Origin of the sequence: Mesobacillus boroniphilus, assembly GCF_018424685.1 — a bacterium.
Classification (GTDB): Bacteria; Bacillota; Bacilli; order Bacillales; family Cytobacillaceae; genus Mesobacillus; species Mesobacillus boroniphilus_A.
On sequence record NZ_QTKX01000001.1, the window covers coordinates 1,558,792 to 1,578,108 of the forward strand.

Genomic DNA, 19,317 nt, shown 5'->3' on the forward strand with positions numbered 1-19,317 from the left:
CGAACCTCCTCATTTATTTCAGCTGGACAGTGTATGTCTGGCTTCGTGAAAATAGTTCGTTTATTATATGAGGGCTCTGGGGGTAATTTAACGTGATGAAAATTTTCCCAACTTTTTCGGGTAAAAAAACAAAAAGGCCTTAGCATGGCCTTTTTGCTTCATTTTTTTATACTGGAGGTTGGATTGGCGGCATACCTGCTACTAATACTCCTAAAGCCAATGCACTTGTTGAAAGTAAAGCAATTAACTTCTTTTTCACGTTACATTCCTCCATTAATTAATTTTTTGAATATATTTTACTGCTTGATCGAATCGGCCTATTTTTTGATAGTGATTCGATAGCATTTTGTAAAATCCAATTAATTCCTCACTTTTCCCATCACTTTCTTCCAAATACGGGATTACTTTTGATTCAGAATATGCAAGTGATTTTTCAGGAGACTCAAGGTTCATAAGGTAATAATTTGATAGTATCTTATACTTGCGGTTATCCAACTTCTTGGAGACTTCCTGGACTTCTTCAAAAGCCTCTCTTGCCTTATCAATATTGCCAAGTTCCAAGTTAATTTCACCTATCGAGTACGAGGTGATTAAATAATGTAGATTAATCTGAGTTTGCATTGCTTTACTTTTTTCAAAGAATAGGATGGCATCCTGATAATTATTCAATTTCTTCTGCAAGTAACCCATATTATGATAAATATCAGGTAGCAGTTTGGTTTCTTTTAATAATTCTGCATTCCGGATTAAATGTTTAAAACAATCTTGAGCTTCTTCATAAATTTTAGAGTGTGTATAGTTGATCCCTAATAAGATCATTACGTGCAATATCCGTTTGAAGTTATGGTCCTCCATAAATTCCTCCATGGCTAGCTTGCCATAGTATATAGCATACCCAGTTTCTTCAAGTGAACTTTTAGCCAATGCGCGATGATATAGTAATTCCCCGCTAGAAATTTCGATTTTGGATGCTTTCCCTATTGCATCTAAAATCTCATCCGCTTTTTTACAATTCCCCTTCTTTAATAACCATACAGCACGCAGATAGGAAAATAAAGCCATTTGAGGTTGGGAAAAAATATTCTTTTGCTTATTCAACAGTTCAAATTGCTTACTTGCTTCAAATATCTTACCTTTAAAAATCAAATACCTATATTTAGCAAGCTCATATGTATGTAGATTAGTTGAGAATGGAATAATCCCCTCAAACTCTTTCAACCTTTCCATCACATCATCGGCTTCATCATTTAAATAATAATCGATTTTCTCATTCAACTCAGCCACTAGCAGTTTAATCTGATCTTCATTTTCAGTAATGGATGCAAGGTTAACGCCAAGTCTTTCAAGCAATAGTCCCATAGTTTCTTCATTGGCTTCCTTTGAATTGCTTTCGATCTTGCTTAAATGGGGAACTGAACATATGCCATTTGCCAGTTCCTTTTGTGTCAGACCTTGTTGAATCCTATAAAATTTAATGAGTGGTCCAAACTGCATACGTCACCCTCCGTTTTATTTTAATCTACCATCTTTTCTAACATTTTAAACAGTTCAAAAGAACTATTTTTTAAAAATTCTATATTTTATAAATTATTTCTTCATATATTACAATAAAAAATGAAATAAAGCCACCCGGATCAATCAACCCGGATGGCTGGCACAGATGTCTGTTTGTATTATTTTACACGCGGGAAACCGAAACCAGACGCGTAGTCATCGCCAGTAGCCGCTCCTGTTCCACCTTTGATGTCATATAGCTTCGCTCGTCTTTGGATTTCAGAACGAAGCTGTGAGTTGCTCCAAGACTTATTCGCTGACCATAGTTTAGCTGCAAGGCCGGAAATGTGTGGTGTTGCCATTGATGTGCCGCTCATAGTTGCATAGTTTCCATCTACAGCTGTTGAATAGATACCGCCACCTGGTGCTGAAACTTCAACATCCTTTTCCTGGATATAGTAGTCACCGTCAGTATATGGGTTTCCACGAGAAGAAAAGTCAGATACTTTATGTGTTCCATTTACGAAGGTATTATCCAGTGAAGCAACAGCGATTGCATTTGTTAAACCGCCAGGATATCCAATCGTGTTGGCACTTGGGCCACTGTTACCTGCAGCAGCGACAACTAGTGCCCCTTTGCTGTATGCATAATCGACAGCACTTGCAATCATTGAATCCTTACCGCTTGAACCTAGAGACATCGAGATGACAACTTTGGTTCCTGTACGAACGCCTTCATCTGCTGCATGGCGGATTGCACCTGCGATATCATCTGAATAACCAGAACCATTATCCCCTAATACCTTGTAGCCCCAAAGTTCTGCTTCCGGCGCTACTCCATACACTCCTGCTCCATCGTATCCACCGTTAGCAACCGCAGTTCCGGCAACGTGAGTACCATGTCCCTGGCGATCCGTACAAGAACCATTCACCATCGAAGAATAATATTGAGTAAAGTCCTTACATTGTTCAACATTGTCAGTCAAATCAATATGGTTTCGGTTGATTCCTGTATCGAGGACAGCTACCTTGATTCCATTACCGCCGCTTGTGGATTGGATGTAATTATCATTATAGATCGCTTGAATTCCCCAAGGAGTCTGGTCAGATGGATAAGATGCCTGGGCAGTGTAATCGCCCTTCCCTTTTCCATTGCCATTCCCTTCAACACGGGCATCAATTGAATGAATTCCAACCTGAGAGACTTCGATATTTTTGTTCTTTAACAATGCCTGATATTGCTTGCTGTTTACTTCTGCTGTAAATCCTTGCTTGCCAAAGTTCCATCTCTCGCCATATTGCTCTTTCACTTTTGCTTTTTCTGCACTCGGCCCCTTAATTAAAACTCGATAAGTATCCTGGCTTTCTTGCACTCCCGCTCCAAAAGCCCCTGTCGCAAACATCGAAAAACCCATTGCAATACTAAGTACCGCGGACCCGAGTATTCTCTTTTTCTTCATTCTTTTGCTCCTCTCACCTATTAAAATTTTACAGCTTACCGGCTGCAGAATTAAGTATATTTTAAATTTTCAGCCAATATCAACAGATAAATGAGCCTTTTTGATTGGGAAAAATGATATATAAAAACAAGGATTGGCACTGATTTGGAATCGTTTTACCATTTGCATTACCAATTTAAAAACCTGTCCCTTCCGGAACTTTTATTCTGTAAAACTGTTTTCTTCCTTATATACAATTCTTAATAATGGAGTGAAATCCATGTTGTCTAAATAAAAACTGGTAAATCACCATGCGAATATATTGGGAAACCACTTACTTACATAATACATTTTTGAAAAAAGAGACATTAGACACTGTTCCAATATACCTCTTTTATCGGCAGCAATTTAGAATGAACACTCCAATCATTTATCGAAGTGTTCATTTTAAATTGACTTGTTAAACGCGTTACTCAGATTATTTAAGTACGATACATTTGGGACAGTTTTCGAATTATTAAGATATAAGGCGTTATTCGGCTAAATCCTAATAATACATGGCTGAAGTCCCCTTAACTGTGATTCCTTCATTTGTTTCCCAACCATATTTTCTAAACAGCTGGGTAGCCATTTCAGACCAACTTAACACTGATCATTTTTAAACAAAGAAACATCGCTTTTTTCTCAATATCCATCCAAATTAACTCCTTTCACAGCAGAAATAGTAGTTCCCTTATGTAAAAAAGTCTTGTATTTTTTATGCTTTTAAAATAATATACTTAAAAGCTATGAAAGGGAGAAAATGGCATGATTAGAAAACTTGGAGAAAATGACAACGAAAGGGTCATGGATTTTTTAAAAGATGAAGCTGCCTTGAATTTGTTCATTATTGGTGATATTGAGGCGTTTGGCTACGATTCAGATTTCCAGGAGTTGTGGGGGTTCTATAGAGAAGATCATGATTTAACAGCGGTTTTGCTTCGGTTCCATAACTCTTTCATTCCCTATGCTAAAACCGGCAAGGTTCCCGTTAAAGAGTTTGCGGAAATTATTAAGTCATACGAAGAAAAGGTTTTTTTATCTGGAAAAAGTGATTTGGTTGAAAAATTCGAGAATATACCCGGGCTTGAACTTGGTAAAAAACAAGTGACATATTTCGCTGAGTGTAATACTGATGAGTACTTCGTACATACAGATTATGAAATTAAGACAGCAAATCCTGAAGATGTGGACCGAATCATCGAATTAAGATCTGGAATCGAAGAATTCTATCCAAATCCAAATGCGCGAGAAATCATATTGCAATCTTTAAAAACAGGTACCGGCAGAACCTATTACCTTGAGCAGGAAGGACAAATGGTTGCCTCTGCATCCACGGCTGCAGAAAACTCAATGTCAGCGATGATCGTTGGGGTATGTACACATAAAGACTATCGACGAAAAGGGCTTGCGACCACTGTGATGCAAAAACTCTTCAAAGATGTTATGGATGAAGGAAAGTTGTTATGCCTATTTTATGACAATCCGGAAGCAGGCCGGATATATAAGCGGCTGGGATTCGTAGATATTGGGAAGTGGACCATGTACAGGTAAAAAAATCAAGCTGGATGGTAGCCATCCAGCTTGATTTTTATTGTCTGGCTACCTTGGCAATTGCTTCGATTGCCTCCTGAATTTGATCTTCATTTACATCATAATGGGTTACAAATCTTACAAAAGTTGGGCCGAACGTACCGGAAATGACTCCTTCAGAGCGCAACCTCTCTACAAAAACATCAGAAGTGATGTTCAAGCCTGCTACATCTGCGACGACAATATTTGTTTCTGGCTGTCGGGCAAGCTTCATTCCTGGCACCGATTCGATTGCTTCAGCCAGAATCCTTGCATTCCATTGGTCTTCTCCAAGTCTATCCTTCATCTTGGTCAGACCGATTAAACCAGGTGCAGCAATGACACCTGCCTGCCTCATTCCTCCACCAAGGCGCTTCCTCCATTTTCGGGCTGTCGTGATAAATTCAGCATCACCAGCTATGATTGAGCCTACCGGAGCTCCGAGTCCCTTAGAAAGACATATTTGAACTGTATCTGTGTTTTTAGCGAATTCCTTCACATCGACACCTGCAGCTGCTGCCGCATTGAACAATCTGGCCCCATCGAGATGAACAGGTACATTATTCTTTTGTGCAATACTATAGATCGCTTTCATATTTTCAACCGGAATGACTGCTCCCCCTGCGCGGTTATGAGTATTTTCCAAACAAATCAGCCCTGTTTCCGGATAATGGATATCATCAGTACGAATTGCATTTAAAACATCCTGTGGATCCATTGCTCCCCTGTGCCCTGGAATGGTCCTGGTCTGGACTCCGGCAAGGGCAGCTACAGCACCTGATTCATAATAAAAAATATGAGATTCTTCCTCCAAAAGCAATTCCTGTCCTGGTCGGCAATGTGTGAGAACAGCAATTTGATTTCCCTGTGTCCCGCTCGTAACAAACAAGGCCTCTTCTTTGCCTAGTATTTCGGCTGCTGTTTCTTCCAACTCCCTGACTGTTGGATCCTCTCTATAAACATCATCACCCACATCGGCTGTGTACATTGCTTTTCGCATTTCCTCGGTAGGCTTTGTGACAGTATCGCTTCTTAAATCAATCATTTCTTCCCCCTCATTTCTATGTATAATCATATTTATTGTTATTTTACCAACACCACCTGCAAAAAACTAACAGTTTCTCTTTGAAAGCACTCGGGTATTTCTTTTATATACACTTAAAAAGGAGGAATACAGTATGGAAATTGATAAAGTAATGACTAGAGACGTAGAATATTGCAGTCCTGATACACCTATTCACGAGGTAGCAGCAAAAATGAGGGATCTCGATGTTGGAGTCATGCCAATTTGTGAGGATGCCCAACTAACAGGACTTGCTACGGACAGGGATATTATTCTGAAGGCGGTTGCTGATAACACTTCAATGGAATCCCCCATATCGGAGGTAATGACCACCGATCCAGTGAGAGGCACTGTCCATATGACTGCTGAGGAAGCTGCAAACTTGATGGCAGACGTACAAATTCGCAGGCTTCCAATTGTTGAAGACGGAAAGATGATTGGAATTGTATCATTGGGAGACCTTGCCGTAACTGAAAAGCTGGATGATGAAGCAGGACAAGCTTTAGAGGATATCTCAGTTCCTTCTGAACCTGAAAAATAAATCATTGTAAAACAACCCGCCAGAAAAGTTCTGGCGGGTTGTTTTACTCTGAAATTTTTCTGAACTCGATGCCCTTTTCCTTCATCAAATGTTTTAAAGCTGATTGAAAGGTTGAAAAAGATTGCGCTTCTATTTTTATACCATCAAGAACCATCCGCTTGACTAGTCCAGGATTCATCCCAACAAATAACGTTCTCACACCCATCAATGAGATAGAAGAAGCCAGTTCATGCAGCTCTCTGCCTATTTCTTCAAGACAGATGTTCTCAATTCTTTCTCCACTAATATCAGTTAAATCAATGATTGCCGTTTCTATATCTTTATTATGGATGAAATTAAGCAATTTTTCGCGAATTTTATCGAATCTCTCTGCACGAATTAATCCTGTAATCGGTACCAGTATTGTCTGAGGAACAATAGAAGGTATGATTGGCGCGGACATTTCAGAAATAATTGTCTCATACTCTTGAATTTTTCCCTCTAGCTCCTTGAGCCTATTTGTTTCCAAACCTTACAAAACCCCCTGATGATTCAGAAATTTAACGCTGCTTTTATTATAATACCTTTACAGGAATTTTTTGTATAGCAAAAACCTGCTTCCAGTACAGAAGCAGGAGATAAAAGTTAATTACTTTCTGTTAATTTATAACATTAATTAAATGCATAATATCTTCATAAATTTGCTCTTGATATTCATCATCACAACATCTTTTGTAATCATCAATCAAACGTCCAAGTTCTTTTAGAAAGATTAATTTTTCCTCTTCATTGATCATGGCAAAATTCTCCTTAACAGGACAAAAGTCATGTGTGTGGTTAAATTTATCATAATTATTTCCTTAAAACAACCATAATTTTTCCAGACTGTATTATTATATTTTGTAATTGTGGAGAAACTATTCACAGTGCAGTTCAATAGTTTTGTTTGTATCTGAGAAAGGAGCAACCATGTTACGTAATATATTCAGGCTGTGTATGATGCTAATATCATGGTCCACATTATTGTTGTATCCCAAACGTGCATTCAAACGTTTTCTTCCTGTCACGATCTTTGTTACAGGTTTAGTATCCATATTATTGGTGTTATCCCACCCATATAAACTATGGAAAGTATCCGGAGGTACCGGAACCCGAATTTTCAATGACCTTAGTTTCACTCTAGGTCCTTTTTTTGTGACAAACCTCTGGGTGTTCCGTCTAGCCTACGGGAGCCTTTGGCAGTACTTAGGAATAAATCTGGTGATTGATTACCTCTTAGCATTTCCTGTTACTAACCTTTTCAAGAAAATAAACATTTATCAGTTAGAGCGACTAAAACCACTATATTTTTTCAGTATTATTTATTCATATGCTATTTTCGCCTACGGCTTCCATTATTATTATCAAAAGACCAAACGTTAATTGCTAATAATTATTATTCGTCCATTTAGAATGACATCACATAAAAAACCCTTTCATCAACTGATGGAAGGGTTTTCGTCTATTCTTCATCTACTGTTATATTTTCCATAACCAGTTCGACCCCTTTTGCATTTTCGATATAATCGATTACAGGGTCTATTTCATTCCGAAGTTTTGGAGTTAAAGACAATTCGATTTTTTTATCTTCATAAGTGAAAATCACTTTATCAGGCGTTAGTGTACCGCCCTCTTTTTTGTTAATTTGTTTCATCTCAGTAATTTCATCCCATGAGTATTCCGTTTGTTCTAATTTCCAGAGCTCATCATAATACAAGCCATTCTTGTCCATATAATAATAATTATCAATGCTTAAGTAGCCGCCTGCAGCCATGATTAGCAATGTGAAAGTCGAGGCAATAAAAACATTGAAACTTCTCTTTCTGGATTCATCAGTTTTGAAAAGATAAATAGCTATGATGATCAATAACACAGGTATAATTAAAAACACCGCAACCATTGTAATATAGGATGACATCGGGCTGTCAAAAAACCAGTGCGAGCGGTCAAGGTAAAATGAATGGTGAATGAAAGTTACGATAAAAATCCCTATTGGTACGGATGCGAAGAGCAGGATAACAGCGATTGTTATCAGCAAGCTCCCGGCACGGTCAGCATTATGTGCACTCAAAATATTGTTCCCCTTTTCTAATTCTCTATATTTCCATAATATATATTCAACTAAAAGTAAAAAATCCCCTGCTTGAATTGGAAACTTTCTTCCTAAGATATGTAAAAAAAACAAGCCGGAATGACCTCCAGCTTGTTTTGTCCTTATTTTCTTAAGTTTTCCTGATCTTCCAATCTATTTTGCTGGTCGGGAACTCTCCCTTGATCCTTGAATTCATCTACCTTTTTATCTTCGCCTAATTTCTCTCGTTCGTATTCAACAAGACTTTGTGAGTTTTTTTTCGAATTTCCCATGATGCGTTTCCCTCCTTAGCATTAGTATTCATGCTATTCCCTATAAGAAATATGGCAAAACCCCTAGCCTTGAGGAGTTTGATGTTTGAGGTACCTTTTCCTGCAGCACCATCCATTAAAGCGAGCTTTATCCCCACTTGATTGACTTATCCTTTAACCACTCAAGACCCTTACCTGCAAAACTAAATAAGATTCTAGCAGTCCATGATGTTTACATTTACCGGTAAGATGGTAATTAGATTAACATGGGAGTTTTAACAACAACATGTAAAACAAGAAGAAAGGAAAATGTATGATGAGAGAAATTACAGTAACAGTAGACTTAAAGGGAAAAAATTATTTAACCAATGTCATTGCTGACCGTGAAACTTCTGAGGAAGAAATCTTGAAGATGGCACGAAAGCAAGTTCAGGAGCAATGGCTCTTTTAAATAGTGAAAAGGATGTTCAGCTATTGTCGCTGAACATCCTTTTTTATTTTACTTGTTGTATCTTAGTTACTCTTCATACAATTCAATTGGCAAGCCATCGGGATCGGAGAAGAATGTAAATTGCTTGTGAGTCAGTGGGTCGATTCTGATTTGCTCCACTTCCACTCCTTGTGTTTCAAGATAATTTGCATAAGAGGAAATATTTTTTACAGTGAAAGCGAGATGCCTGAGACCAGCTGCCTCAGGGTAACTAGGGCGTGAGGGAACGTCTGGGAAAGAAAAAAGTTCAATTTGACAATGGCTTCCAACAGCTAAGTCCAATTTATATGAGCGTCGTTCTTCTCTATATACCTCTGAGATCACCTTCAAGCCGAGAACTTTTGTATAAAACTCTTTTGACTTTTTATAATCTGTACAGATAATGGCGACGTGATGTAATTTGGCTAACTCCATGCAAATCCCCTTTTATCTTGCCCATTTGGTAATCGTAATCTTTGTACCAGTTCCCGGCATTGAGTCAATATCAAAACTATCCATTAATCTTTTAACTCCTGGAAGTCCTGCACCAAGACCGCCTGAAGTAGAAAAACCATCCTGCAAGACCATCCTTATATCTTTTATGCCTGGACCATTGTCAGCAGCAGAAATTTGAATCCCTCTTCTTCCGTTATCTTCTAAGACGTCAATAGTAACCTGGCCGCTTCCGGCATATAAATAAATGTTTCTTGCGAGCTCAGAAATTGCTGTCGTTATCCTTGCCTGGTCAACGCCACCAAATTGGAGTTCTTTCGAAATTTCTCTCCCTTTCTGACGGGCAAGCACTATATCAAATTCATTATTAATATTAATAATAATCGGTTCTGTCATTTGGCTAACCCTCTAACAATTGGCTTAATATCGAAATTCCTTGTTCAAGATCCAGTGCAGTATGGACATTTTCCAATGTTATGCCAAGCTCTATTAAAGTAATGGCGACTGCAGGCTGGATACCTGTAAGTACGGCTTTCGTGCCCATTAGGCTTGTCATTACTATCACGTCGCCCAATACTTTCGCAATGAACGAATCAATCATATCGACAGAAGTCAAATCGATTACAACACCTTTTGCTCCAGTATCTTTAATTTTATTCAACAAGTCCTCTTGAAAAGTCAGTACCGTCTGGTCATCAAGTTCTACTTGAATTGAAACTAATAAATAATCCTTTAATTTTAATATAGGAATTCTCACTTTACATGCCTCCAAATCATTAAACTCACCAGAATTCACTATGTACAAATAATTTTTATTCATAATGGGCTACATTCAAAAACTTGCACGTTAGCAAATAAGATTTTAATTGGATTATACGCTATATATAAAGTGGTTTACAAATTAAAAGCTGCGCTTTACATATGTTAAGCTCAATAGTTACATAAAATAAAAAACCTCCTATAAGGAGGTTTTAGATCTTAAATAGCTGGGTATAGGTTTAAAAATAAGATTAAAATGTTGTTTTTGCTCCTAGGTAACGTGGCTTCCAATATGAGTTATTCATATCACTGATTTCTACTCCTCTAGAAGAACCAGCATGAATAAACTTGCCGCTACCTAGATAAATGCCTGCATGGGATGGACCTGGCTTATACGTTTCAAAGAACACTAGATCCCCTACACGTGGTGATGAAACAGGTTTTGTAGCATCCCAAATCGACGCGACCGTTCTCGGGATTGAAATTCCAACTTTGCTATAAACATAGTTTAAATATCCTGAGCAATCAAAGCCTGCTGGTGTGCTTCCAGCCCAAACATATGGTACACCAATATACTTCTTGGATTCAGCGATCAATGAGTTTACCTTTGAAGTAGAACTATACGTTGCCATCACTGGTGTGCTTGCTGTTGAAACATTAGTGGCTACGACTGTAGAAGCTGAACTGGATAGCGTTAATACCTGACCAGGGAAAATAAGATCCGACGAAAGATTATTAATAGATTTCAATTGTGATAGCGATAAATTATGGCGAGCAGCAATCGTTGACAAATTGTCACCGCTACGGACTGTGTAGGTGCTGGGTGAGCTGGATGTTGCTGTTGTTGCAGTTGTAGCAACAGTCCCAGATACTTTTAATCTTTGTCCTGGATAGATAACATCAGATTTAAGTCCGTTCAATGATTTAAGTCCGCTAATGGACATCCCATATGATTTTGAAATTCCCCATAAAGTATCGCCTGACTTCACAACATAAGTAGCAGAAGATGTGCTGACGCTTGCATTCGCAGCTGTCGTGTGACTGTGAGGTGCAAGAACTGATAGTTTCTGATTTACATAGATGGTTGTGCTTGATAGATTATTCCACTTTTGAATATCGTTTATAGCAACATTATATATATTTGAAAGTTTCCATAAAGAATCTCCAGATTGAACTGAGTGTAATTTATCATGAGCACTTGCTGATCCATTGAATGATGTAAATAAAATCCCGGCTGTTGCAGCCACCGTCAAAAGCTGTTTTTTCATGTTAGAGCAACTCCTTTGATTTCGATTACAAGATTAATAGTAGAGTTTCCCAAACTAGTTTTGAATCTATAAATATTGGTTTGTGAGGAATTGTTTTCCTCTGGAAAAAATACCGTTTACATGCCAGTTGATCGCTAAAAGCTATATTTACAGGGATTGCAGGCTCTTTTTTCCTTTTTTAGAGGACATTTTGTTACACGACTGAAATATAAGCTTAATCTTGTTGTAATTTTAATAGTCTATGTCCGTTTACCCAGGTATTTTTGATAGCAAGGGAAAAAGGAACTAATTAATTGAACAAACAATGATTTTTAAAGTTTTCTAAGGTAAAATTAATTTCTACAAAAACAAAAAATCCCGCTGAATCACAGCGGGATTTTTTGTTTTGCACATTATTAAAGGTTCCGTTTAATTAATTGATTAGCTAAATTATCTACCTGTTGGCTATTTCCTGTTTCTTTGGCAGCTGAAGCAATTTGGTTGATCATCTGGTTGCTTTCTGGGTTTGTCGAGGTAGTCGATTGGATACCTGTTGTTTTGTTTGTCTTATTTGTATCTAATCCAGATGTGATTTCTTTTGCAAATTCTGTAATCCCTGCAGCAACTGGCTTATTAAAAGCTGTTCCAGCATTAGAATTTTGGAAAAGCTGCCTCATCCCATCTCCCATTCGATTTCGAAACATGAACGCTGCTGCAGCACTTGCCACAACTCCCATAATCGAATACGTCATGGAACGGTTTCTTTTACGTCTGTATCCGAACATTTTCATCATGTTTTGAGGAATATTCGATCTCATCAACGAAGAAATCCATGCAGATCTATTCATTCGGCAGCACCCCTTTTTGAATTGGAGGAATTCTGAAAAACCTCCTCCATCAATTAGTATTTGATTTCTGCTAATCGATATTCCGGAAAAAGATTACATAAGCAGCTATTTACTCTCTCAAAAATGGCTGCACTTTATTGATGGCTTCTTTCAATTTTTTAGCGTTTTTATTATACATTTCCTTAGTACTCGAAGACTCTGTCGCTAGAGCGAACAATTCAAGGTCTGCCTGGCATTTATTAAGCATTGCCAACAATAGTTTCCTCGGTTTAGGTGTCGGGACTTGAATTTGGTCATCGTATGTATCAATAAATAACTTTCCATAAGAATCTACTTGGCCTATAAAAACATTATCAAGCGTCACACCGAGATTGGCCAGTTCAATATCCAGCCATCCTTTGTTTTTACCAGCAGATGATAATTGGTCATGCAATACATTTCCATCCATTATGACAGTATAGGTTTCCTTTTCAGCAGCTACCGGCAAGTTTATATCCTTCGCAGTTAGAGGGAGTAATTCTTTTTTCAGCAATACACTCAAATCACCTTTTGGCTCTAGAACAGCAAACTCGACATCTGCTGTTTTGAAAACATTTTTCTGTCTTAACAAAGAATTCAATTCATCGATTGTATATTTTTCCTTTTTTAAGTTATCTTCCATCACTTTTCCATCTTTTATAATTACTGTTGCCTTTCCTTCAAAAAAATCTCGGAACTTCTTGCTTTTAATTCCTAAGAGGTCATGCAAATATGTAAAGGTCCCGAATATTCCAATGGCCAATACTCCATGAAAAAAATTTCCATCAAGGCCCATTATTACTTCACCAGCAATACTTCCTATGGTAATACCCGATACATATTCAAAAAAAGATAGCTCCGCCAATTGCTTCTTTCCGCCAATTTTCGTGATTGTAAATAATGTCACTGCAAACAACACAGATGATATAATAATGTGCGTCCAATCGTTCATTTTTTCACCTCTAGCTTTTATATTGTGGCTCTTCTATTTCAAGCTGAGTTTTCCTATTTTGCAGGTCAGTTTTAATTTCTCCAACGACCAGCATCGTTTCATGAAAAATTTTGCTTGCTTCAGGGATATTGGTATTCAATGCCATAGAAGATAACTGTGCTTCAATTCCTTTAATTGTTGATAGAACCTGATTAACGTCTGATGCTATTGTCAATTTGTTTCACCCCTATAAAAGAAAAGCGCAAGCGCTTTGTCAGCCCCGACAAGCGTTGGAGGTTCGCCCAGTGAAGTCGTTCTTTGACTTCAATGGGCGGACCGAAACGTTTCGAGGGACTAGGCGCTGGAGCTGGACAATTCTCAAATTTGAATTTTATACTTTCTTATCCTTAAAGGAAAAGGGCGGGTTCCCCCTGCCCTCTCATTTTTTACTGTTTGTATTGTGGTTCTTCTTGTTCAATTTCCTGTAAACGTGGTTGAATGCTATCTATAACTGCCTGAGTTTGTTGAGCAGCTGTCTGATAAAGTTGCTTAGCTTGTTGATTATCAGTTCCAAGTGCAAAAGTTTCCAAACTTGCCTGAGCACTTTTTAGACCAGCGATTGTTTGTTTTACTTGCGCCCCTACTGTCATCATAGTCCCTTCTTTCTCAGAATTTTTGGTACTGTATTAGTATGACTAGGCTGAAAAAGAATATGCCAGGCTAAAAAAATATCCAAAATAAAAAGCCATTAGCATGCTTTTCTGCAAGCCAATGGCTGGTTATTGCGAATCATCGTGTACCATAATTCTTGTGTTATATAATACGTAGCCGTTTTCCCATCTTGCGCGGATTTCCAGTGCATAATCACCAGAAGCTACATTCAGATCTTCAAGGTTTAAAGGGTATCCTTTTAGTCCTTTATAAGCGAGCCTTCCCGTATCCATCTCCCATAAATAACATTTCACAGAATCAGGTAATTGTTCAAATAAAAACTTAATGTTGTCACCAGTTTCAACAAAAATCGGAGGAGTCTCTCTGACAAGTACATCAGGATCGGTATTAGTATCTGCCGCAGCAGTCCTTCCCCATTTCCTTAAGGAATAAGTTACAGGCTTAACCTCCACAGTATGTTTGGCTACAACCACTTCTAAATCAGGAGGGTTAGGTTTATAACGGCTATAAGTGCTCCAGCTGATCATACACAATAAAATCAAGAATGACATGGTTATCCATAGAACAGACTTCTTCACTGATATCCCCCATTCCCGAACACTAATTGCTCCCCAAAAATTAGACGGTGGGACCAGTGATAAGTTTCAAATTTTTCAGTTAATTTTATTAGAAGCGGAATGTTTTTGGCTTAATTCAACACATCGTGTTCCGAGATTAAAATTTTATCTTTACTTGTTAAAGTTTTTCCTGCTTACATACCATTTTTGATTTTATGTAACATTCATTACATGCGTATAAAACCTCTTATTTTATAATGAATAAATAAATGATAAAAAGTTGGTGATGAATATGCATGGAGTTGGAGATACTCATCCTGCAGGTGGCCATCCTGCTGTGATTGATTTTAATGAAAATCCTTATATCGTTATCTGGGAAGTTACAAGGGCTTGCCAGCTTAAATGTTTGCATTGCAGGGCAGATGCGCAGAATATGCCTGACCCAATGGAATTGAAACCTGAAGAAGGTAAAAAACTGATTGACCAAATTTATGATATGGGTAATCCCATGCTTGTATTTACTGGTGGAGACTGCATGATGCGAAAGGATCTTTTTGACCTTGCTGACTATGCGGTTAAAAAAGGTATGAGGGTTTCTATGACTCCAAGCGCCACAGAAAATGTGACTAAAGAAAAAATGCAAAGGGCTAAGGAAGTCGGACTTTCAAGATGGGCTTTCAGCCTTGATGGGCCTACTCCAGAAATCCATGACCATTTTCGGGGCACCACTGGATCATTTGACCTTACAATTGAAAAAGTGAAATACCTGAATGATTTAAACATGCCTTTGCAGCTTAATACTGTTATTTCCCGCTACAATTACGACCATCTTGAACAAATGGCAGAATTAATGAAAGAACTCAAGGTGGTGATGTGGTACATCTTCTTACTGGTACCTACAGGTCGAGGACAGTTGGATGCCTGCCTTACTCCAGCTGAGCATGAAAAGGTGTTCAGGTGGCTTTATGAGTTAAGCAAATCCGCACCGTACGATATTAAAACTACTGCCGCTCAGCATTACAGACGTGTAGTATTTCAACAAAAGGCTCGAGAAAATAGGGTTAATAAAGAAGAAGGGATCCGTTATGAGGATACCTTGACTAAAGATATGGCTTCTATGATTGATGGCTTAAAACGAGCACCTAAAGGAGTAAATGACGGAAACGGATTTTTATTCATTTCCCATACTGGTGATGTCATGCCTTCAGGACTGCTGCCACTTGTTGGCGGGAATGTTCGGGAAAAGCCTTTGGCTGAAATATATCGAAACTCCCCTATTTTCAAAGACTTGCGAAATCCTGACAAATATAAGGGTAAGTGCGGAGTATGCGAATTCCGTTTTGTCTGCGGGGGTTCACGCTCCAGAACCTACGCAGTGACGGGAGATTATATGGGTAGTGAACCATTCTGTGTCTATATTCCAGAAGCAATACGGAAAAAGGGTATAACAGTTTAAAATTCTTCAGCTCCCGTTTTGGGAGCTGTTTTTTATTTTATAAGAAGGTTTTTTTGCACTAAGATCATTGTCTAGCTCCAGCGCCTAGCCCTTCGAGGTGCTTGTCTAGCTGCGGCTCCTAACTCCTCGAGACGCTTGTCTAGGGTCGCCTCCTAGAAACTCCGAAATTTCAACTCCACTGGCAGAAGCAAAAAGCGTTTCTTTGTCGGAGTCTCCAGTTTCTGCGTTTCTGGGCAGTCGGCTATACATTTCAGTTGAGGTCCGCCCAGTGAAGTCAAAGAGCGACTTCACTGGGCGGACCTCCATCGCTTGTCGCGGCTGAACGAGGCGCTTGCGCTTTTTGTTTTTTTTGACACTTTCATGACATCTCCAAAACTGTGACATAAAGCACGGCAACCAGTACCTTTCAGGTTTTACAATAAAACTAACGAAAGGATGGTGCTAAGATGACAATTAAGATTGATCAAAACGCATACAAATGGTTTGAAAAGGAATTTGATTCACCAAAACCGTTTCACATCCGCCTTTACCCTCTATATGCCGGGTTTGGCGACAAGAATAAGGGCTATAGCCTGGCATTCTCGCTTGAAGCACCCGATATTGCCGCCGAACAGCAAGAGATTGATGGAATTACCTTTTATGTCGAAGCAAACGATACATGGTTTTTTGATGAAACAGATGTAGAATTAAAGTACAGCGACTCCGCTGGTGAAATATTCGCCAATTATATAGAACACAATTGAAACTAATTAGAGTCCCTGATATAATCCAGGGACTCTTTCTACATTTCTTTTGGAGCTTTGATGCCAAGCATTCTAAGTCCTTCTTCAAGGACAATACTAACAGCATGGACCAATTGGAGTCGTGCATTCTTTTCTGTATCATCTCCAAGAATCCGGACTTCTCCGTAGTATTTATTAAAGGCCTTGGACAGATTAAGGACATATTTAGCAATTTGTGATGGATCATTTCTCTCGATCGCTCTCTCGATTATATACGGGAATGATTGAAGCTCAGTTATTACTGGCCATTCAGCAACAGCTGCCAGATTGTCGTCCCCATTCGTATCTTCAAATCCCCCCTTTTTCAACAACGATTGTGCCCGGGCATTTGTATATTGAACATAAGGTCCTGTTTCGCCTTCGACCTTTAACATCTCTTCCAGGACGAATTCGATATCGTTCATACGGAAATTCTTAAGATCATGAAAAACAATTGCTCCGGTACCGACCATTTTCGCAATATCAGTTTTATTAGCCAAAGAAGGATTTTTTTCTTCTATATTCTTTTCCGCCAACTGAATGGAATCTTTTAGAACACCTTCAAGCAGAACTACCTTGCCTTTTCTTGTGGACATTTTCTTGCCGTCCTTTAACATCATGCCAAACGGAACATGAGTAATACCATCCGCCCAAGGTAAGTCCATTTTTGTAAGCACTGCTTTTAACTGTTTAAAGTGAAGGGTTTGCTCATTACCAACTACATATATAGATTTCACAAAAGAATACTCTTCGAACCTGTACAATGCTGCAGCTAAATCTCGTGTAGCGTACAAGGTTGCGCCATCCGACTTTTTTATAAGACATGGTGGAAGTTCTGTGTCATCCAATTTAACTACTTGTGCACCATCAGAATCTTCAAGCAGCCCCCTTTCTCTTAGCATTTCAACGATTGGTTCCATTTTGTCATTATAAAAAGCTTCTCCAGCATATGAATCAAATTCAATCCCCATAAGGTCATATATCTTCTTAAACTCCTTCAATGATTCATCCTTGAACCATTTCCAAAGCTTAAGTGCTTCAGCATCCCCATTTTCCAGACGCCTGAACCAGTCGCGACCCTCTTGTTCAAGCTCTAGTTGACTTTCTGCGGCTTCATGAAATGTTATATAGAGCGCAAGCAGCTCCTGTATCGGGTTCTCCTTCACTTTTTCCTCTTTGCCCCAAAGTTTATACGCCGTGATGAGTTTGCCAAACTGAGTTCCCCAGTCTCCTAGATGGTTGATTTTCACTGTCTTGTATCCGCATTTTTCATATAAAAGGGATAGTGAATTCCCTATAACAGTTGACCGCAGATGGCCCATGGAAAAGGGTTTCGCGATATTGGGAGATGAAAGATCAATTGTCACAGTCTGATTTTCACCAATATCAAGGTCACCATAATGATTCTTCTTTTGCCGAATTTCATATAAAAGGTCTTTGGCAACTTCTGTCTTATTTAAAAACGCATTTATATACGCGCCGACTGGTTCGAAACGTTCTATTGATCCAACAGCTCGGCTTTGCAATCGTGCACTTATCTCTTTGGCAATTTCAACTGGTGGCTTTCTCATGGTTTTTGCCAGTTGGAAGCACGGAAAAGCTAAGTCTCCCTGGTGCAAGAATTTCGGCTTCTCGATTAACCGCTCTATTTCATAAGAAGAAAGAACCCCATCTATCTCAGCGGCAAGCAATTCTGAATACAGTTTTACATAATCCATTAAATAACCCCCTAAAAAATAAAAAACTCCCGTCTCTATATAAGAGACGAGAGTTTTCCCGCGGTACCACTCCAATTGTTCCAAAGTTCGGAACCTTCTTTCATTGATAACGGGTAAATCCCGGCCAGCCATACTCCATTCAGGCAGGCATCTCAAAAGTGCGCTTCATTATTCTCCTGCACCAGGCTTCCACCGTCCCTGGCTCGCTGTAGCAAGCTAGAATAATTACTCTCTTCATCATCGATTAGATATTTTTACCATTATAAACAACGACCAAGTTATTTTGCAATCATTAATTTTGGGAATCTATCGATATTACAAAGATAAGTTTTCAAAAATCTACTTAACGTTTAATCCTGTGACGAATTCTTGGATTGAACGATTGTGATCATCAAACATTTCAATATAATTACCGCCAGTATAATCGCCAATCACTTTCCGCCAAAAGTTTCTCGCCGGCTCATTTTTCTCTACCTGGGTAATACTCCATTTTCCAGGGAATTGGTCGAACAGCTTGATGGCCGCAATCTTGCCAAATCCCCTACGGTAGAATTTCCTCATGATAAAAAACTCAAGAATGACATTGGGATTTCCGCTTTCGACCATAGCAAAACCTGCAAGTTCCCCATCATGAATTATAAAAAAAGCATGTAAATCAGCTTCATTCAAATACGGCTTCAAATCAAACGGAGCAAAGCTGCCATTCTCTTCAAGCTTGATATCCTGAAAAACGGTAAACTCATAAATATAAAATTGAATTAAATTTTGAAGAATTACTTCATCCTCTTGTTTCACTCGCACTAAATCAATCACATGGATTCTCCTTCTATACAACAAGGTTTTATAATTAGGCTCTTTTCTCAAACTTTGTTGCTATTGACTACAAAATAGGAGTGAATGAACTATTTTTCTTCTCAAA

General features: G+C 38.6%; 24 protein-coding genes and 1 other annotated feature. Of the genes, 5 read left to right on the plus strand and 19 right to left on the minus strand.

Annotation, left to right across the window (positions count from 1 at the left end; all coding sequences use genetic code 11):
* Positions 1-273 precede the first annotated feature (273 nt).
* Complete coding sequence (locus DYI25_RS07890) at positions 274-1,494, minus strand: helix-turn-helix domain-containing protein (RefSeq protein ID WP_213367850.1); 1,221 nt, start codon at positions 1,492-1,494, stop codon at positions 274-276.
* Between the two features lie 179 nt (positions 1,495-1,673).
* Complete coding sequence (locus DYI25_RS07895) at positions 1,674-2,954, minus strand: S8 family peptidase (RefSeq protein WP_213367851.1); 1,281 nt, start codon at positions 2,952-2,954, stop codon at positions 1,674-1,676.
* Between the two features lie 786 nt (positions 2,955-3,740).
* Here DYI25_RS07895 and DYI25_RS07900 point away from each other — a divergent pair.
* The gene (locus tag DYI25_RS07900; protein ID WP_213367852.1) at positions 3,741-4,526 is read left to right on the plus strand and encodes a GNAT family N-acetyltransferase; all 786 of its coding nucleotides are present in this window, start codon (positions 3,741-3,743) and stop codon (positions 4,524-4,526) included.
* 37 nt (positions 4,527-4,563) lie between these two features.
* Here DYI25_RS07900 and ltaE read toward each other — a convergent pair whose 3' ends face one another.
* The gene (ltaE, locus tag DYI25_RS07905) at positions 4,564-5,589 is read right to left on the minus strand and encodes a low-specificity L-threonine aldolase (RefSeq protein WP_213367853.1); all 1,026 of its coding nucleotides are present in this window, start codon (positions 5,587-5,589) and stop codon (positions 4,564-4,566) included.
* A gap of 133 nt (positions 5,590-5,722) precedes the next feature.
* Between ltaE and DYI25_RS07910 the strand changes: the two genes are divergently transcribed.
* The gene (locus DYI25_RS07910; protein ID WP_213367854.1) at positions 5,723-6,148 is read left to right on the plus strand and encodes a CBS domain-containing protein; all 426 of its coding nucleotides are present in this window, start codon (positions 5,723-5,725) and stop codon (positions 6,146-6,148) included.
* 43 nt (positions 6,149-6,191) lie between these two features.
* Here DYI25_RS07910 and DYI25_RS07915 read toward each other — a convergent pair whose 3' ends face one another.
* The 4 genes from DYI25_RS07915 to DYI25_RS07930 form a co-directional block, all read right to left on the minus strand.
* Complete coding sequence (locus DYI25_RS07915) at positions 6,192-6,656, minus strand: STAS domain-containing protein (RefSeq protein ID WP_213367856.1); 465 nt, start codon at positions 6,654-6,656, stop codon at positions 6,192-6,194.
* A 130-nt stretch (positions 6,657-6,786) separates the two neighbouring features.
* A complete protein-coding gene (locus tag DYI25_RS07920; protein ID WP_023614008.1) occupies positions 6,787-6,924 on the minus strand; it encodes a hypothetical protein in 138 nt (45 codons plus the stop codon).
* A gap of 704 nt (positions 6,925-7,628) precedes the next feature.
* Positions 7,629-8,237 (minus strand): hypothetical protein, encoded by a 609-nt coding sequence (locus DYI25_RS07925; protein ID WP_213367857.1) that lies wholly within the window; start codon positions 8,235-8,237, stop codon positions 7,629-7,631.
* Between the two features lie 143 nt (positions 8,238-8,380).
* Positions 8,381-8,530, minus strand: a complete 150-nt coding sequence (locus tag DYI25_RS07930; RefSeq protein WP_213367859.1) for a hypothetical protein — start codon at positions 8,528-8,530, stop codon at positions 8,381-8,383.
* 292 nt (positions 8,531-8,822) lie between these two features.
* On the opposite strand from DYI25_RS07930, the gene DYI25_RS07935 reads away from it, so the two are divergent.
* Positions 8,823-8,960 carry a BA3454 family stress response protein gene (locus DYI25_RS07935; RefSeq protein ID WP_249745283.1) on the plus strand — a complete coding sequence of 46 codons (138 nt, stop codon included), beginning with the start codon at positions 8,823-8,825 and terminating at the stop codon, positions 8,958-8,960.
* Between the two features lie 66 nt (positions 8,961-9,026).
* Here the strand turns inward: DYI25_RS07935 and gloA2 are convergent, their stop codons facing one another.
* From gloA2 to DYI25_RS07980, 9 genes are all read right to left on the minus strand, one after another.
* Positions 9,027-9,413: an SMU1112c/YaeR family gloxylase I-like metalloprotein gene (gene gloA2 / locus DYI25_RS07940; protein WP_213367861.1), complete on the minus strand. Its 387-nt coding sequence runs from the start codon at positions 9,411-9,413 to the stop codon at positions 9,027-9,029.
* Positions 9,414-9,425: 12 nt separating this feature from the next.
* Complete coding sequence (locus DYI25_RS07945; RefSeq protein ID WP_213367863.1) at positions 9,426-9,827, minus strand: anti-sigma regulatory factor; 402 nt, start codon at positions 9,825-9,827, stop codon at positions 9,426-9,428.
* A gap of 4 nt (positions 9,828-9,831) precedes the next feature.
* Entirely contained in the window at positions 9,832-10,188 is a 357-nt protein-coding gene (locus DYI25_RS07950) for an STAS domain-containing protein (RefSeq protein WP_102263056.1), read from the minus strand.
* Between the two features lie 253 nt (positions 10,189-10,441).
* Positions 10,442-11,458 (minus strand): LysM peptidoglycan-binding domain-containing protein, encoded by a 1,017-nt coding sequence (locus DYI25_RS07955; protein ID WP_213367867.1) that lies wholly within the window; start codon positions 11,456-11,458, stop codon positions 10,442-10,444.
* 395 nt (positions 11,459-11,853) lie between these two features.
* A complete protein-coding gene (locus tag DYI25_RS07960) occupies positions 11,854-12,285 on the minus strand; it encodes a hypothetical protein (RefSeq protein ID WP_213367868.1) in 432 nt (143 codons plus the stop codon).
* A gap of 109 nt (positions 12,286-12,394) precedes the next feature.
* Entirely contained in the window at positions 12,395-13,255 is an 861-nt protein-coding gene (locus DYI25_RS07965) for a DUF421 domain-containing protein (RefSeq protein WP_213367869.1), read from the minus strand.
* A gap of 10 nt (positions 13,256-13,265) precedes the next feature.
* A complete protein-coding gene (locus DYI25_RS07970; protein WP_213367870.1) occupies positions 13,266-13,469 on the minus strand; it encodes a DUF1657 domain-containing protein in 204 nt (67 codons plus the stop codon).
* A gap of 211 nt (positions 13,470-13,680) precedes the next feature.
* A complete protein-coding gene (locus DYI25_RS07975; protein ID WP_023614288.1) occupies positions 13,681-13,884 on the minus strand; it encodes a DUF1657 domain-containing protein in 204 nt (67 codons plus the stop codon).
* A 129-nt stretch (positions 13,885-14,013) separates the two neighbouring features.
* Positions 14,014-14,484, minus strand: a complete 471-nt coding sequence (locus tag DYI25_RS07980; RefSeq protein ID WP_213367871.1) for a hypothetical protein — start codon at positions 14,482-14,484, stop codon at positions 14,014-14,016.
* A 271-nt stretch (positions 14,485-14,755) separates the two neighbouring features.
* Here DYI25_RS07980 and DYI25_RS07985 point away from each other — a divergent pair, with 271 nt between their 5' ends.
* Positions 14,756-15,919, plus strand: coding sequence for a TIGR04053 family radical SAM/SPASM domain-containing protein (locus DYI25_RS07985; RefSeq protein WP_213367872.1), 1,164 nt, complete (start codon positions 14,756-14,758; stop codon positions 15,917-15,919).
* Between the two features lie 105 nt (positions 15,920-16,024).
* Here the strand turns inward: DYI25_RS07985 and DYI25_RS07990 are convergent, their stop codons facing one another.
* A complete protein-coding gene (locus DYI25_RS07990) occupies positions 16,025-16,210 on the minus strand; it encodes a hypothetical protein (protein WP_213367873.1) in 186 nt (61 codons plus the stop codon).
* A 155-nt stretch (positions 16,211-16,365) separates the two neighbouring features.
* Between DYI25_RS07990 and DYI25_RS07995 the strand changes: the two genes are divergently transcribed.
* Entirely contained in the window at positions 16,366-16,662 is a 297-nt protein-coding gene (locus DYI25_RS07995) for a HesB/YadR/YfhF family protein (protein WP_213367874.1), read from the plus strand.
* A gap of 38 nt (positions 16,663-16,700) precedes the next feature.
* On the opposite strand, the gene argS is transcribed toward DYI25_RS07995, so the two are convergent.
* Together argS and DYI25_RS08005 are read right to left on the minus strand one after the other, a co-directional pair.
* Positions 16,701-18,398, minus strand: a complete 1,698-nt coding sequence (gene argS / locus DYI25_RS08000) for an arginine--tRNA ligase (RefSeq protein WP_213367875.1) — start codon at positions 18,396-18,398, stop codon at positions 16,701-16,703.
* A gap of 39 nt (positions 18,399-18,437) precedes the next feature.
* Positions 18,438-18,648, minus strand: a binding site (T-box leader).
* Positions 18,649-18,737: 89 nt separating this feature from the next.
* Positions 18,738-19,211, minus strand: coding sequence for a GNAT family N-acetyltransferase (locus DYI25_RS08005; protein ID WP_213367876.1), 474 nt, complete (start codon positions 19,209-19,211; stop codon positions 18,738-18,740).
* Between the last annotated feature and the right edge of the window lie 106 nt (positions 19,212-19,317).

Coding starts and splice junctions, on each gene's coding strand:
- DYI25_RS07945 (WP_213367863.1), bottom strand. CDS start 9,827: ATGACAGAACCGATTATTATTAATATTAATAATGAATTTGATATAGTG.
- DYI25_RS07890 (WP_213367850.1), bottom strand. CDS start 1,494: ATGCAGTTTGGACCACTCATTAAATTTTATAGGATTCAACAAGGTCTG.
- DYI25_RS07985 (WP_213367872.1), top strand. CDS start 14,756: ATGCATGGAGTTGGAGATACTCATCCTGCAGGTGGCCATCCTGCTGTG.
- gloA2 (WP_213367861.1), bottom strand. CDS start 9,413: ATGGAGTTAGCCAAATTACATCACGTCGCCATTATCTGTACAGATTAT.
- DYI25_RS07920 (WP_023614008.1), bottom strand. CDS start 6,924: ATGATCAATGAAGAGGAAAAATTAATCTTTCTAAAAGAACTTGGACGT.
- DYI25_RS07955 (WP_213367867.1), bottom strand. CDS start 11,458: ATGAAAAAACAGCTTTTGACGGTGGCTGCAACAGCCGGGATTTTATTT.
- DYI25_RS07960 (WP_213367868.1), bottom strand. CDS start 12,285: ATGAATAGATCTGCATGGATTTCTTCGTTGATGAGATCGAATATTCCT.
- DYI25_RS07975 (WP_023614288.1), bottom strand. CDS start 13,884: ATGACAGTAGGGGCGCAAGTAAAACAAACAATCGCTGGTCTAAAAAGT.
- DYI25_RS07935 (WP_249745283.1), top strand. CDS start 8,823: ATGATGAGAGAAATTACAGTAACAGTAGACTTAAAGGGAAAAAATTAT.
- DYI25_RS07965 (WP_213367869.1), bottom strand. CDS start 13,255: ATGAACGATTGGACGCACATTATTATATCATCTGTGTTGTTTGCAGTG.
- DYI25_RS07900 (WP_213367852.1), top strand. CDS start 3,741: ATGATTAGAAAACTTGGAGAAAATGACAACGAAAGGGTCATGGATTTT.
- DYI25_RS07995 (WP_213367874.1), top strand. CDS start 16,366: ATGACAATTAAGATTGATCAAAACGCATACAAATGGTTTGAAAAGGAA.
- DYI25_RS07930 (WP_213367859.1), bottom strand. CDS start 8,530: ATGGGAAATTCGAAAAAAAACTCACAAAGTCTTGTTGAATACGAACGA.
- DYI25_RS07910 (WP_213367854.1), top strand. CDS start 5,723: ATGGAAATTGATAAAGTAATGACTAGAGACGTAGAATATTGCAGTCCT.
- DYI25_RS07895 (WP_213367851.1), bottom strand. CDS start 2,954: ATGAAGAAAAAGAGAATACTCGGGTCCGCGGTACTTAGTATTGCAATG.
- ltaE (WP_213367853.1), bottom strand. CDS start 5,589: ATGATTGATTTAAGAAGCGATACTGTCACAAAGCCTACCGAGGAAATG.
- argS (WP_213367875.1), bottom strand. CDS start 18,398: ATGGATTATGTAAAACTGTATTCAGAATTGCTTGCCGCTGAGATAGAT.